Origin of the sequence: Streptococcus porci DSM 23759 (assembly GCF_000423765.1) — a bacterium.
GTDB lineage: Bacteria > Bacillota > Bacilli > Lactobacillales > Streptococcaceae > Streptococcus > Streptococcus porci.
Genome location: NZ_AUIP01000006.1, coordinates 108,457 through 122,748 on the forward strand (window position 1 = coordinate 108,457; position 14,292 = coordinate 122,748).

General features: G+C 40.4%; 12 protein-coding genes. 2 read left to right on the top strand and 10 right to left on the bottom strand.

Annotated features, from left to right (window positions below):
• The first annotated feature begins 48 nt into the window (after positions 1-48).
• On the top strand, positions 49-1,554 hold the full coding sequence (locus G576_RS0102085) for a type I restriction-modification system subunit M (RefSeq protein ID WP_027973163.1): 1,506 nt from the start codon (positions 49-51) through the stop codon (positions 1,552-1,554).
• Complete coding sequence (locus G576_RS0102090; RefSeq protein WP_027973164.1) at positions 1,544-2,140, top strand: restriction endonuclease subunit S; 597 nt, start codon at positions 1,544-1,546, stop codon at positions 2,138-2,140. The genes G576_RS0102085 and G576_RS0102090 overlap by 11 nt, the downstream gene beginning before the upstream one ends.
• Here the strand turns inward: G576_RS0102090 and G576_RS0102095 are convergent.
• From G576_RS0102095 to G576_RS0102140, 10 genes are all read right to left on the bottom strand, one after another.
• Complete coding sequence (locus tag G576_RS0102095) at positions 2,125-4,305, bottom strand: GBS Bsp-like repeat-containing protein (protein WP_027973165.1); 2,181 nt, start codon at positions 4,303-4,305, stop codon at positions 2,125-2,127. The two genes, G576_RS0102090 and G576_RS0102095, sit on opposite strands and share 16 nt — an antisense overlap.
• 183 nt (positions 4,306-4,488) lie before the next feature.
• Positions 4,489-5,505 (bottom strand): phospho-N-acetylmuramoyl-pentapeptide-transferase, encoded by a 1,017-nt coding sequence (gene mraY, locus G576_RS0102100; RefSeq protein ID WP_027973166.1) that lies wholly within the window; start codon positions 5,503-5,505, stop codon positions 4,489-4,491.
• Position 5,506: 1 nt separating this feature from the next.
• On the bottom strand, positions 5,507-7,762 hold the full coding sequence (gene pbp2x, locus G576_RS0102105) for a penicillin-binding protein PBP2X (RefSeq protein WP_027973167.1): 2,256 nt from the start codon (positions 7,760-7,762) through the stop codon (positions 5,507-5,509).
• A 3-nt stretch (positions 7,763-7,765) separates the two neighbouring features.
• A complete protein-coding gene (ftsL, locus tag G576_RS0102110) occupies positions 7,766-8,089 on the bottom strand; it encodes a cell division protein FtsL (protein ID WP_027973168.1) in 324 nt (107 codons plus the stop codon).
• A gap of 11 nt (positions 8,090-8,100) precedes the next feature.
• Positions 8,101-9,051, bottom strand: a complete 951-nt coding sequence (rsmH, locus tag G576_RS0102115) for a 16S rRNA (cytosine(1402)-N(4))-methyltransferase RsmH (RefSeq protein WP_245563001.1) — start codon at positions 9,049-9,051, stop codon at positions 8,101-8,103.
• A gap of 431 nt (positions 9,052-9,482) precedes the next feature.
• The gene (locus tag G576_RS13135; protein ID WP_027973170.1) at positions 9,483-10,394 is read right to left on the bottom strand and encodes an IS982 family transposase; all 912 of its coding nucleotides are present in this window, start codon (positions 10,392-10,394) and stop codon (positions 9,483-9,485) included.
• Positions 10,395-10,599: 205 nt separating this feature from the next.
• Complete coding sequence (locus G576_RS0102125) at positions 10,600-11,733, bottom strand: ABC transporter ATP-binding protein (protein ID WP_027973171.1); 1,134 nt, start codon at positions 11,731-11,733, stop codon at positions 10,600-10,602.
• Positions 11,734-11,919: 186 nt separating this feature from the next.
• The gene (locus tag G576_RS0102130) at positions 11,920-12,324 is read right to left on the bottom strand and encodes a hypothetical protein (RefSeq protein ID WP_027973172.1); all 405 of its coding nucleotides are present in this window, start codon (positions 12,322-12,324) and stop codon (positions 11,920-11,922) included.
• Positions 12,325-12,360: 36 nt separating this feature from the next.
• Positions 12,361-12,954 carry a hypothetical protein gene (locus tag G576_RS12940; RefSeq protein WP_051177954.1) on the bottom strand — a complete coding sequence of 198 codons (594 nt, stop codon included), beginning with the start codon at positions 12,952-12,954 and terminating at the stop codon, positions 12,361-12,363.
• Positions 12,955-13,437: 483 nt separating this feature from the next.
• Positions 13,438-14,286 carry a helix-turn-helix domain-containing protein gene (locus G576_RS0102140; protein ID WP_027973173.1) on the bottom strand — a complete coding sequence of 283 codons (849 nt, stop codon included), beginning with the start codon at positions 14,284-14,286 and terminating at the stop codon, positions 13,438-13,440.
• Positions 14,287-14,292: the final 6 nt, after the last annotated feature.

Genomic DNA, 14,292 nt, shown 5'->3' on the forward strand with positions numbered 1-14,292 from the left:
GTTTGAAAATGGTATAATAGAGAAAACAAAACAATTTGGGAGTGTAAAATGGCAAATACAAATACGAGTGCTAATATTGGCTTCGAAAAGGAGCTCTGGGATGCGGCAGATTCTTTACGTGGTCATATTTCAGCAGCTGATTATCGAAAAGTGATAATTGGTTTGATTTTCTTAAAGTACGTTTCCGATTCGTTTACAATTAAATATAATTATCTTCTCAAAGAAGATGAAGGATTTGAAGAAGACCGCGATGAATACGTTTCTGAAAACATCTTCTTTATCCCACCAAAATCAAGATGGGCTTACATTGCGGAAAAAGCACACACCCCTGAAATTGGTCTTGCGATTGATGATGCCATGCGTGAGATTGAGCGTGAAAACAAATCGCTGAGTGGTGTTCTACCTAAAGTCTATGCCTCGCCTGATTTGGATCAGCGTGTACTGGGTGAAGTTGTTGATATTTTTACAAATATCAACATGTATGATCATGGTAATGAAAAAGACTTGCTCGGTCGAACGTATGAATACTGTTTGGAACAGTTCGCTGCCTATGAAGGTAAGAATGGTGGGGAATTTTACACACCAACAAGCATTGTTAAAACAATTGTTGAGATTTTAAAACCTTTTAACGGTCGTGTATATGACCCAGCCTGTGGTTCTGGTGGTATGTTTGTCCAATCAGAGACATTTGTTGAAAATCATAGCGGCAATATTAACAACCTCTCCATTTATGGTCAAGAAGCCAATGCTGATACGTGGAAAATGGCAAAAATCAACATGGCTATTCGCGGTATTGAACCCAATTTTGGACCTCATCAAGCAGATACCTTTACCAACGATTTACACCCGACACTCAAGGCGGACTATATCATGGCAAATCCTCCGTTTAATTTGAAGAAGTGGGGAGCAGATAAGCTAGCAGATGACGTTCGTTGGAAATACGGCACACCTCCTGATAGTAATGCCAACTATGCGTGGATACAACACATGATCCACCACTTGGCTCCTAATGGGAAAATTGGTCTTGTTTTGGCAAATGGGTCGCTGTCATCAACACAGAGTGGCGAGGGAGACATCCGAAAAGCAATTATCGAGGATGATTTAGTTGAGGGTATTGTAGCACTCCCTGCCCAACTCTTTTACAGCGTGACGATTCCAGCTTGCCTCTGGTTTATTTCTAAAAATAAAAAACAAAAAGGCAAAACAGTCTTTATCGATGCTAGAAATCTAGGTCACATGGTTGATCGTAAACATAGGGATTTTACGGCCGATGACATCCAAAAGATTGCTAAGACATTTGAGTATTTTCAAGAAGGGACATTGAAAAATGAAAAAGGCTTTTGTGCTGTCGTTGAGACCAAGGCCATTGCTGATCAAGACTATATCTTAACACCAGGACGTTATGTTGGAATTGAAGACAAGGAGGAAGATAGCGAACCCTTTGAAGAGAAAATGGAACGCTTAACCACAGAACTGTCTGAACTGTTTAAACAGTCTCATGTCCTAGAAGAAGAAATCAAACAACGATTGGAGGAGATTGGGTTTGAGATATAAGACAGCTCCTTTTGGAGAAATACCTAGCCATTGGCAGATAAAGAGCATAGAAGAAATTGCTGAAGTAGTGACAGACTATGTTGCTAATGGAAGTTTTGCATCTTTAAAAAATAATGTCCAATATCTTTCAGAGCCTGATTATGCTGTTCTAATTCGGCTAGTAGATTTTAATAAAAGTTTTTCGGGTGACTTTGTTTATATAAATAAATCATCGTATGATTTTTTAAAGAAAAGTCAGTTATTTGGTGGTGAAATTATTATTTCTAATGTTGGTGCAAATGTGGGAACTGTATTTAAGACTCCTAATTTGAATATGAAAATGGCTTTGGCTCCCAATTCTGTAATGCTAAGAACAAAGTATTGTGATGATTTTTATTTTCATTGGCTAAAGAGTAGGTATGGGCAACATATGATTTCTGCCATTATATCTGGGAGTGCCCAACCCAAATTTAATAAGACTGAGTTTCGTAAAATGCTAGTTCCAGTTCCACCGATAGAAGAACAACGGGAAATAGCGAATATTTTGAACTCATATGACAAAAAAATTCAACTTAATAAACAGATAAATCATCATTTAGTAGCTTGATTAACAGAAAGTTCGCCTGATAAGAGCTTGGGAAGAAGTTCATTCCTTATTTGAGTAATTTTGTGAATTTGATGTAAATTATCTTCTAACTGTGTTAATAATGGGGAGAGTGTTCTTCCCAACTGATAAAGCAGATTTTTATTATATGGGATCTCAAATTCATAAGCTACACTTGGTTTCGTTCGTTGTCTACTATTAGTCGTCCCAGTAGCATGAGCTACAAAGTAGTCCTGAAAAATTTGACTATTGATTATGGCGAATAAAATAGCCTGCTCAATTTTATCTTTTCCTGCTAAAGAAACAAATTCTGTCGAACAAACACTAATTAAGTCTTGGTTTGTAAATGGCACCCATACCCTCTTTGTTGATGGATTTAGCTTTGAAAATAAAACCGAATACTCTTTAATAATATTTTTATTGCTTTTAATATTATTCGTTTCATCAACTAATGGGTATTGACTGGCATCAAATGCGGGTAAGCTAAAGTGGTTTACCTTTTCTTCACTTGCTTTAGCTGGATTAAAGGTAGCTGTTTTGGTATCAAACAACTCACCAAGTTTCTTTACTTCTAATTGCTTACTACTTTCAATATACCTTAAAAAGATTGCATCTATCATCTCTTCTAAATGATGATTTAAAAAAAAACACTTAACCTGTCCAGCATTGCCATAGACGTGAATGTGGTAGAGGCCTGTCTCGTACTTGTGGTCTTTGATGTTGACCGTCAAGCTGTATGTGCCGTCGGCTTGTTTGGTTGCCACATACCACTTGATGTCGTCTTGACCATTCTTGTCCGTCCAAGTCGGAATACGAACCTGATCTATGTAGCTCGGCACATTTGTGACGCTGACGGTGAATTGACCGTCTGTGACTTTGGAGACCGTCGTCTGCACAGCCATTTTAGGTTGGCTATGCGTCCTGCCAGCCAGGAAAGTTTTCTTGCCAGCAACTTCCCCGTAAAGGTGGAGCTGATAGTTCTCTGTCTCAAATTTGTGATGATCTAAGGATACGGTCACCTTATAGCTACCGTTGCTTTGTTTTTGAGCTTGGTACCACTTGAGGTCATCCTGACCGTTTTTTGACGTCCAAGTTGGCAGGAGCACCTTGCTGTATTTGGCTGGGACATTGGTAATAGTCACTTCAAAGCTACGATCATTGAGGACCTTGACAGACAAGGCTGGCGCTTTGGGAACAGGCTGATTATAGCTAGCCTGACCAACATAGGTTTTCTTGCCATTTGGTTTTCCTTCGTAGTAATGGATGTGGTAGAGGCCTGTTGAAGACTTGTGATTATCTATATCTACAGAGACCTTGTAAGTGCCATTGCTCTGCTTTTGTCCCTCGTACCACTTGAGGTCATCTTGACCATTGGTGGCTGACCAGATGGGAATGTAGAGTTTGTGGAAATAGGCCGGAACATTTGACACGGTCACTTCAAAGCTGGTTTGACTGGTGGCTGTGATTGTGGTTTTTAGGGCAGGTTGCGCTAGGGTGATGGTTTCTGATTTGGCGAAAGTCATCTTGCCTGTCGCCTTATCGCGAAGGTAGGCATGGAGGTGATAGAGTCCATACTCCCAGTGATTGTTGTAGGGAACGGTAGCCTGACCGTTTTGAAGGGTGTACCATTTGAGGTCATCTTGGCCACCAATCTGCGACCAGACAGCAACACGGACTTCACTGGTTTTGGGAACCTCTCCTGTGTAGGTCACTGTCATATCTTGCGCTTTTGGAGTGGCTGAGAGAGGGGAGGTCTCGACCACTTTTGGAGCCTTTAAAGCCTTTGGAGCTACTCTTTCGGTGCTAGCTTCGCTAGTTTTGGGAGTTTCTGACTCCTTAGCTTCTGAAGTGACAGTAGTTTGAGCTTCCGTTGAAACTTCTGCTTTTGTTTCTACCTCTGTGCTTTCGGTTGAAGTTGAGGTTGGGGCTGACTGAGCTGCTTCAGGGCTAACTGTGATAGCTTCGGTACTTACCTGACTGGTTTCTGGAGTAGCTGAAGGGCTTTCTGTGCTGGTGCTTTCTGATGAAACAGGGCTAGCAAGGCTTGTTTCTTGCTTGACTGTCGTCGTTTCATCGGCTTGAATCAAACTAGCTGGCGCTAAAAAAGCCGCTGTTGCAATGCTAGCAACAACCCAGCGTTTCTTGACTTTGTACATTTTCTTTTTCATTGATATTCCTCCTCAGTGCTTTCATTATCCACCTTTTATCGCTTTCTGTCAACATTATCAACATTACTGCTTCACTTATATCATTCGTAAAGAATAATTATTTTGATTTTTTAATTGCAAAATAGCAGAGCTAGGCTGGCATTGTAAGTAAAAAAAGCCAGCTTTTGCCAGCTGACTTTGACTTTATAGATATAAAATAGCTAGTGTGACCAGGCTAGCAAGTGCGCCAACGGCCCATAAGAAGGCATCAACCTTCCACTCGCTCCACTGCTCAGCTTTTCCAGAAAGTCCACCAAGTTCCAAATGATGATGGAATGGTGTCATGCGGAAAATCCGACGACCTTCACCATATTTTTTCTTGGTGTACTTGAAGTAAGATACCTGCAGCATAACCGAACTGGTCTCAAAAACGTAAACAATTCCGATAACTAGCAGAGTCCACTCCTGATGCAGAGCGATAGACAGAGCTGCCAACATTGCTCCCAGAGCTAAGGATCCGACATCACCCATGAAAACTTTGGCTGGTTTTTTATTGAATGTGAAAAAGCCGAGAAGAGCACCAATCATAGTGATAATAACCAGAAAAATATCTAATTGACCTTGCATATGTGCAATCACTGCATAGGCTAAGAGACTAATCACAACAGAAATTGAAGCTAGACCATCGATTCCATCTGTCAAATTGACCGCATTTGAGAAACCAACAATCCAAAACAGAACAAAGGCTAGGTAAAAAACTCCAAGGTGAAGCTGGTAACCAAAGACATTTAGACTATCATGGCCACTAGCTTGAACGTGCACGAAGTAGAACAAGAGACCACCGATAATCTGCGCAGCCATTTTCTGCTTGGAAGTCAGACCTTCGTTAATTTGTTTGAAGATTTTTAAGAAATCATCTAAGAAACCGATGGTTCCATAGATGGCTAAAACAGCTAAAATCCCAGTAACAGCAGTCCAGGGTGTTGCTGTGTCAGCAGTCAGGTTTGAAATGACAAAGAAAATGGCAATGACTAGTACAGCCACCACAAGAAAAACGGTTCCTCCCATGGTTGGGGTTCCTGCTTTCTCTAGATGTTGTTTGACATCCTCGTGCATTTGTTGACCACCGATTTTTTTGATTTGGAAAAATCGGATAAAATGTGGCATGGCAAGAACCGTCAACCCGAAGGCAACGAATCCTGCTACGATGCTTAATAACATATTAGTCTCCTAACGTAATCGTAAGTTTATTAATCTTAGAAATATCTTCACCCGCTTTGACGCTCTGTTTGACGACAGTGCTTCCTGAGCCTTTATAAGTTACAGTTATGCCCTGCCATTCAGCAAAAATATCCATATTTTCCTTGGTCCATCCATACAAGTCTGGTACGGTTTTGACTGAGTCGGTCAGGAGCAGAAGTTGAGCATTTTCAGTTAATTTAGTGCCTTTTTCTGCAGACATCTTAGTAATCGTCTCCCCATTTCCGACAATTATAGGCTGAACGATGTTCCGGCGTAGAATGTCGGCTGAATCTCCCGAGGGCTCTCCGACAAAATTAGGAAGCTTGTAAGTTGTCACTTTGTCACTAACGGGTGTGATGGGCTTCGTTAAATCTTCTTGCATCAGCATGGCTTCTTCGAGAACTGGCGTGAAAACGTCTCTCCAAAATCCCATACCTCCCCAGGTCTCAGGCTGTTGCACTGTCACATACATCATGAATTGGGGATCGTCTGACGGTACCATAGCAATAACTGAGTTAATCAGATCAGTTTCTCCCGTTAAATAGCCACCATGCTTTTCATCAGCAATCTGAGCGGTTCCTGATTTGGCCGCTACGGTCTCATTGTTTACTGTGATGGCAGGACCTCCCAAAAGAGAAGAATACAAGGTTCCCCAAACGGGGTCCGTCCCGACAGTCACCATGTAGTTAAGGGTATCTTTGGCCGCCTTTTCAGAAATAGGATTTCCGACTACCTCAGTAGAAACAGTACGACTTGACTCACTATTAGGGTCGTAGATCTGACTGATGACATGAGGTTCCAGCATGATACCATTATTAGAAATAGATGTAAAGGCTCGGAGCATTTGTATCTGAGTCACGTTGAGCCCTTGACCAAATGCTGACATGGCTACGGTCACCTCATTATCTTCAGGTAGGCTTCCGACTTCCTCACCAGCCATACCAAAGCGAGTTCTAGTCCCAAAACGAAATTTTGATAAGTAGTCAGTCCAAGTTTTTTGACCCATTTTTTGTTGTAGGTAAACTATCCCAACATTACTAGAATGAGCAAAACCTTGAGCTATCGTCAAATAATTCCCTTCAGAAAGCCCCATATTGACATCCCAGTCCTTGATAACCGCATCTGCAATTTCATACTTATCGCTGAAGTAGGTCTGGTTGGGGTCAAAACTGCCGTTATCAATAGCAGAGGCCAGAGTGAAAACTTTCATAGTTGATCCTGGCTCAAAGCTCGCTTGATGGAGAAGGCTATTCCATGTTCTTAGATTTTTTTCATCTAATCCTTCCAGTGTATTGGCATTAAAGGTTGGGCGTTGGCTGGTTGCTAGAATCTCTCCTGTCTTAGCATTGACGAGGGTCGCGCTAATGTATTTTGCGCTAGCTTTTTCTGCCAAAATATCCATCTGAGTCTCTAAAGTTACCTGCAAGGGTTGGGAGAGGGTCGTGTAGACATCTTTTCCATTGATTGCTGCCTTGACTGGTGTTGATGACCCCAGAAGAACATTACCATTTTTATCTTTTTGATAACTGATAATGCCATCCGTTCCAGATAATGCTTCGTTTAGGGCTGATTCCATGCCTGTAACACCGGCAAAAGACTTACTTCCAGTCTTTTCGTCCTCAACCAACTGAGCAAGCCCGATAAAGTGAGAAGCAAAGGTTCCGTTTGGATACATGCGTCCTGGATTGGTATAAAAATCCACACCCTTAATTCCTGCTTTTTTAACTTCTTCAGCTACGGCTGACATGGTGCTATAGCTCAAATTATTTCCCTGTACACCAAAAGCTGTTTGCGAAAGATTATCTTGCTCTAGTTGTCCAATGACATAATCCTTGTCCATTCCCAAGTGTTTGTTAAAAATATCAGCTACTTCTTTAAACTGAGATTTTTTAACATAGAGTTTATTGCCATAAACATCCACATAAGAAGTATCCATGACAGCATAAACTGAATAGGTAGTTGAGTCCTCTGCAATAACATTCCCGTGCCGGTCATAGATCGTGCCCCGTTTGGCTTGCTGGGTAACCTGTAATTGGTAAACTTGCGCCGCACCTTCTGATAAATCTGTACCAAATTTACTATCGGTGCCGATAATGATAGCAAAGTTAATCAAAAAGACAAAAAAGACGAAAACGCTCAAAATCATCAGATTTTGACCCACTCGTTTTCGATTGGTAGCTGGATTTTTTCGGTCTCCGACAACGTAATTCAAAAAGAGTTGTATCAATTTTTTCATAAGCTAGTCAACCTTTTGAATATTCTCTGACCTTGGAACAAGCCCTGCTTCTTCAGCTGCCTTGATAATTCGTTCGCGTTGCAACAGTTCATTGACTTCTTGTTTGGCGTTGTTGTACTCTGTTTGCTTAAGATTAAGCTCTCCATTGAGCTCTGAAATAGTTTGCTGGAGTTGAAGATTACGGCTCTGAAGGTAGATGAGGCTAATCGCCATCACAATGGCTGTCAAAATGACCGTGCCATAGAAGGCCTTTTCAAGTCTGGTGAATTGACGTATTCGTCTCTGGAGAATCTGACTCAGCGCTTCTTGTCTCTTATCTTCTGGCATAAGTTTTGTCCTTATTCATGTATTTTTTTAGCCACACGTAGTTTGGCCGAGTGAGCCCGATTATTGGCAATCAGTTCCTCTTGGCTAGGTAAAATAGGCTTACGCGACACCAATTCAAACTTTGGCTTCAGGTCATCTGGAATAAAAGGCAAGCCTTTTGGCACATCTACGGTGGAAGCCTCTTTGAATAATTGCTTGGTCAAGCGATCTTCCAAAGAATGAAAGGTGATAACCGAGATTCGCCCATCAACCGCAAGCAAGTCCATGGCTTGCTGAATGGATTCGTCCGCTGCGCCTAGCTCGTCATTTACCTCAATACGAATGGCTTGAAAAATCTGTTTGGCTGGATGGCCTTTTTTCTTTAGTTCCTTGGCAGGCTTAGCTGACTTAATCAACTCAGCCAACTCGGTGGTGGTTTCAATCGGTTTTACAGCACGAGCTTGCTCAATCTTTCGAGCAATTTGTTTAGAAAATTTATCCTCACCATACTTGAAGAAAATACGCACCAAGTCGTTGTATGAGTAACTATTGACCACATCATAAGCGGTCAAGCTCGCCTCCCGATTCATACGCATATCAAGCGGAGCATCCTTCTTATAGGAAAAACCACGCTCACGCTCATCAAGTTGAGGACTGGAAACACCTAAATCATAAAGAATTCCATCAATGGTTGTGACACCATGCTGATTAAGGTTGCTTTTCAGACATCGAAAATTATCCTTAATAAAAGTAACCATACCTCGGTCAATGTAGTTTTTGAGCTTAACCTGGGCATTATCAATAGCTTTCTGATCCTGGTCGAAACAGTAAAGGTGCCCCTTATCGCTGAGTTTTGAAAGTAGATAAGACGAGTGCCCCGCTCCTCCAAGAGTTGCATCAACATAGATACCATCTGGCTTGATATCAAGCATATCTACCGTCTCATGCAAAAGCACTGTCACATGATAAAAGTCATTAGTCATAGCCTTTATTATAGCATAAAGGAGAAGTTTCTGTCTAAAATTTGGGTGACGCAATATGATGTGCATTTCAGAAAGTATGTCACTATTACCCAGTTCCTGCTTATACAATATTTCTTGAATTGGAGTAGTCACTTAGAATAAGCCTGTGATACCTATAATTACATTAGGTTATAAGAAAATCTATTGACGTTTTTATTTGTCCAATGACAGGTATCAAAATTTGATTTTCCCAGAAAAACATCACCAGCTAAATAAATACGGCTTAACTCTAGACATCCGTAACACATTTATAATGAAACTGGAAGTCAACAGAGATTAAAGAGCCAGTCTCCTTTAGATTACAAAAAAACGGTCTCATAAATGTGGTTTTCTCCTATCCCACTATTGGGGTACAGCGCCAGTGATATTATGTTACCCATTGTGCTAGTTAATCAAGCGTAAGCAAGGGAATATTTTAAACTGATACCAAATTCAGTATGACTGCTTTTAAGCAAAAGAGAATAGATAAGTAATATTGCCTCTGTCTTAAATTTGAGCGCCTGAATGTTTCGGCAACGTAAAGCCTCCATTCCAAACTGCTCTAAACTAGAAAATACAGTCTCCACTGATTTTCTCAATCGACTTATTTTGTAATTTTCTAGCCATGAATAACCCACCATGTTTTTTCTGAGTTGAGAAATTAACTGGATACCACGGTCTGCTAACGCTGCCTTTGTCTGTCTATCCACATATCCTTTATCTCCATAAACGATTGGAAATGGGCTATTTTCAAGTAGCTCCAAAGCAACATCGCCATCATAAATAGATGCGGGTGTGACAACATAATCAATAGGGAACCCACTATCGCTGACAAGAACTGAAAATTTCAAGCCATAATAATGGATTTTCTTAGTCGCATTATAGCCAATATCTGCCACCTCTGATAACAATGTAGCTCTCATGTTGCGAATGGGGTAACATAGGGCACAAGGAAAGCTGTCAATCAAGCCGAACGAGCAGGTTTGACAAAGATCTAAGACCATAAAATAGCGCATACGCTGAATACTTTGAGCAAGATTTTGACAGATACGGCAAAATCGTGAGCGTTCTGGGAAGTTGTCAGGGAAGAGATTATGACGAATGGCACGGTAAATAGCACTTGCCGTCCTGCAGCCCTCTTGAATTGCCCAAAGATAACTAGCGATAACAACGACATCAGACTGTTTTTGTAGGTGGATGTTTCGCCGATTTCGAACCTCATAGGGAACAAATCGCTCATATAAAGCGAGAACTTGGGTCAAGATTTTTGAAAAAATAACTTGTGTTTGATTGGGATTTGCGAGATAATAATGTTGGCTTTGCATATCATTCCCTCATTTCGTGGTTGTTTTGAGTTTATGATACGCAAAGTTTTTTTATTTGGCTAGAATTAACTAGCACAATGGGTATTATGTTATATTAAACAACTAGACCTGATATAATCTAGGATTGTCCTGAAATCGACTTTCCTAACCTCTTTCGAGAAACTGAAAAACCCGCAGTTGCCTGCGGGTTGGATTTAGGAGTGTCTTATTTGATACGTTTTTCAGTTGTCGCGTCGAAGAAGTGTCCTTTAGATACATTGAAAGTCAACTCGACTTGTTCACCTGGATTGTGGAAATCACGAGCATCAACACGAGAAGCAAACTCAGCTGAACCGACTTTAACATAAAGCATTGTTTCGCTTCCAAGAAGTTCTGATACCATAACTTCTGCTTTAACGGTTGCATTTGGATAAGTATCTTTTACAAGTGGATTTCCTGAAATATCTTCTGGACGGATACCAAAGATAACTTTTTTACCTTTGTAACCTGCTGCTTCCAATCTCTTAGCTTGTCCTTCAGGAAGAGCAAGTTCGATACCATCCTCGCTACGAAGCACTCCACCGTCAAATGTTACTGTGAAGAAGTTCATTGCTGGGCTTCCGATAAATCCTGCTACAAATTTGTTAGCTGGTTCGTTGTAAAGCTCTTGTGGCGTACCGATTTGTTCAACACGTCCAATAGTTCCTGAACCTTCTGGGTTTTTAGTTGAACTCATGATAACGATACGGTCAGCAAGTGTCATCGCTTCTGTTTGGTCATGGGTAACATAGATAGTAGTTGCTCCGATACGGCGGTGGATTTTGGCAATTTCAGCACGCATTGACACACGAAGTTTGGCATCCAAGTTTGACAATGGTTCGTCCATCAAGAATACTTTGGCATCACGGACAATGGCACGTCCCATGGCAACACGTTGACGTTGACCACCAGAAAGGTCAGCTGGCTTACGAGTCAAAAACTCAGTCAAACCAAGAATTTCAGCCGCTTCGCGCACGCGTTTATCAATGTCATCCTTAGAATATTTACGCAGTTTAAGACCGAAAGCCATATTATCGTAAACAGTCATGTGTGGGTAGAGGGCGTAGTTTTGGAAAACCATGGCGATGTCTCGGTCTTTTGGCGCTTCATCGTTCATGAGTTTGTCATCAATGTAAAATTCACCTTCAGTGATATCCTCAAGACCAGCAATCATACGAAGAGTTGTTGATTTACCGCAACCTGAAGGCCCTACAAAGACAATAAATTCTTTGTCTTTGATGTCAAGATTGAAATTTTCAACAGAGTAGTGAGTGCTTTTTGGATATTTTTTGTAGATGTTATTGAGTTTAAGAGTTGTCATAAGATCTTTCCTATTCCTTATTTTATGATGATTTAAGTATAGCAAAAACGCTTTCATAGGACTATGGTCAGCTACAACAGTTTTTTGGGCAAGGTGCACAAAAGAAGATGCCCCCAAAGTAAAAAGAGGAGCATTACAAAGGTCAAATGTCCCTCTTTTTCACAATAAATCACTGCTAATGATATTCTATACATCTCCCCTTACAAAGAGCAATCGATAAGATAGCAACAGATAGAGTAAGAAATTGATATGAAAACCTATTAAAGAATAATTAAAAACAATATAAGTGAATAAAGAATAATACTGTAGCGGCGGTACATTTAATATATCTCCACCCGTAATCCCTAAGGCAATAAAGAATAGATAGGAAATAATAGCTAATTTTTTCAGATAAGGCTTCTTATATTTTTTAAAAAGAAGGTAGCACATCACCGATACTAGAAAAGCAGGATAATATCTAGCAATGAGATTAAAACCATAAAGAAAATAGACACTTTTCACGCCGTCATTGATGGAAATCACTTTATAGAAGGGCAGGCAATAACTCATTAGAAAAAGGAGTTCAGGATAATACTTTTTAAAATATGTCATAATAATCCTCCTATTCTTTTGAAAAGCTAAACTATGCTATAAGGCGCTATACAATTCCACCGACCAAGTTGATTGATTACGCTTGAGATAAGCCGTATATTCTACACTCTTAGGGGTCGTCCAACCGTGGTTAGCTACCTTTGAAAGTCCTGTTGAATAGCTCCAACTACTCTTAGTGCCTGGACGATAAGTTCTAGTCTGACCTTCCGACCACTGCCCTTGAGTAACAAAAACCTTTGAATCAGTGACTGATACCGTACGATCCGATATAGTATACCCTCCAGTGACTTTTGTGATATTCATATGTCCAGAATCATATTTACGCCAATGTACAGTCATCTTAAGTTTAACACTTATGGTTGAATCCCATATTTCATTACTTGATGTATTATTACTGTCTGTATACACTTTATTTGAAAAAAATGAATAGAGATCGTCTAGCATTCCCTCGTCATCCCCTTCCATCTTTGTCGCACTAGATAAGTCCACTTGATAGTCAGTAATACCTGTCATACTAGAGGCTTCTTCTTTAATAATCCTGCTATCTACAATACCATCTACTGAATAAGAATCACCATTATCACTTGTCAGTATTGCCATTTCATCAATTTTAATAGATGAGAGAATCATCAGTATCTTGCAAAATATTCTGCTTAGGAACCTTGATAGGTGCCTTCAAGTCATAAGAATTGCCATTTTGTTCAATATTAATCTCAAAATGATTTGCGTAAGCAGTAGAACTAAAATACAGAAAGTATTTTTGTGTAGTTTTTCATTTCTTTTCTTCTCACTAATTTGAAACGTGACTTGGTCGAAAAACGAGGCGAAAACTTCAACTACAGACTAAAACCGTAGCGTTGAAGAGTTAGTCAACTTTTCGAACAAATCTTGGTTAGTCAGCAATATGTCTCCAAGTCAATATAGAACTATTATCGTTTCCGTCTTTATCCTCCTTTCATTTCATCTATACCAACTTGTTTCCGCTTTCATTATACAGTTTTAAAAGCTGTATGTCAAATATTTATACAATTTTCGTTCTTTTGTTTTGTAAAAAATAATAGTCTTAAGAAAATGTTTTTACCAAATAAGAAAAAAAGAGCCTAACCTAGACCCTCAATTTTCTAACAATAACCAGTAGCACAGAGCCAAGTCGTCCAATTTTTTCAGGTTGAGCCCGGATAAGGTTTGAAACTTGTCCAATTTATACTGGAGGCTGTTGCGGTGCAGATAAAGTTTTTGGGCAGCCTGCACCTGATTGCCATGACTTTCCCACAAGGCTACTACTATATCTGGAACATCATTTTGCAGTGTCAAATAATAATTCAGAGTCTCTTTAAACACTCCGACTTCCAGCCCATTGCTCAAAGCCCACAGTAAGATTTTGGCAAAGCTCTGCATTTTTTCCGACGAATGCCCTTGCAGATAGTCGCTGAAGAGGGCGTTTTCCGCCTGAAAAAGTTGCCTCAGACTCGCACTATCAAGCCGCGTCCAGCTATTACCCAGAAAAAGGCTGAGCGACAGACCAAAGTCGCTTTCAATAGTCACCAAGAGTTCCTGCAAAAGACTGGTGACATCGTTGTCTTGTTCCTGGGTCAAAAGCAGGGCTGTACGATGTTGTCCTAGTGATAAAGTCGCTACCCGTCCTAAAAGAAGCTGATCCAGCAGATTAAGCAAGTCCTCTGTGAAAGCCTGAGAGTGCTCCAAATAAAGAAATTGATAACTTTGGTAACTTTCAGGAATCTGGGAATCCTTACCCATCAAAAAATTAAGCCAAGGATCGCTAGCCTGATTTTCTGACGGGAGGTTTTGAGATAACAAATCCAGTAAAAACAGCTCACGTTCTGTCAAATCCGCCTTTGGAACCTGTAGCCAGCCCGTCTCAAGCGGTATATTCTGAACACCATCCTCCAGAGAGGGTTGCTGACTTTTTTGAGCACTGGAAAAATAATCTTGCCAGTTCATCAGACC

Coding starts and splice junctions, on each gene's coding strand:
- G576_RS0102085 (WP_027973163.1), top strand. CDS start 49: ATGGCAAATACAAATACGAGTGCTAATATTGGCTTCGAAAAGGAGCTC.
- G576_RS0102095 (WP_027973165.1), bottom strand. CDS start 4,305: ATGAAAAAGAAAATGTACAAAGTCAAGAAACGCTGGGTTGTTGCTAGC.
- mraY (WP_027973166.1), bottom strand. CDS start 5,505: ATGTTATTAAGCATCGTAGCAGGATTCGTTGCCTTCGGGTTGACGGTT.
- pbp2x (WP_027973167.1), bottom strand. CDS start 7,762: ATGAAAAAATTGATACAACTCTTTTTGAATTACGTTGTCGGAGACCGA.
- ftsL (WP_027973168.1), bottom strand. CDS start 8,089: ATGCCAGAAGATAAGAGACAAGAAGCGCTGAGTCAGATTCTCCAGAGA.
- rsmH (WP_245563001.1), bottom strand. CDS start 9,051: ATGACTAATGACTTTTATCATGTGACAGTGCTTTTGCATGAGACGGTA.
- G576_RS13135 (WP_027973170.1), bottom strand. CDS start 10,394: ATGCAAAGCCAACATTATTATCTCGCAAATCCCAATCAAACACAAGTT.
- G576_RS0102125 (WP_027973171.1), bottom strand. CDS start 11,733: ATGACAACTCTTAAACTCAATAACATCTACAAAAAATATCCAAAAAGC.
- G576_RS0102130 (WP_027973172.1), bottom strand. CDS start 12,324: ATGACATATTTTAAAAAGTATTATCCTGAACTCCTTTTTCTAATGAGT.
- G576_RS12940 (WP_051177954.1), bottom strand. CDS start 12,954: ATGATTCTCTCATCTATTAAAATTGATGAAATGGCAATACTGACAAGT.
- G576_RS0102140 (WP_027973173.1), bottom strand. CDS start 14,286: ATGAACTGGCAAGATTATTTTTCCAGTGCTCAAAAAAGTCAGCAACCC.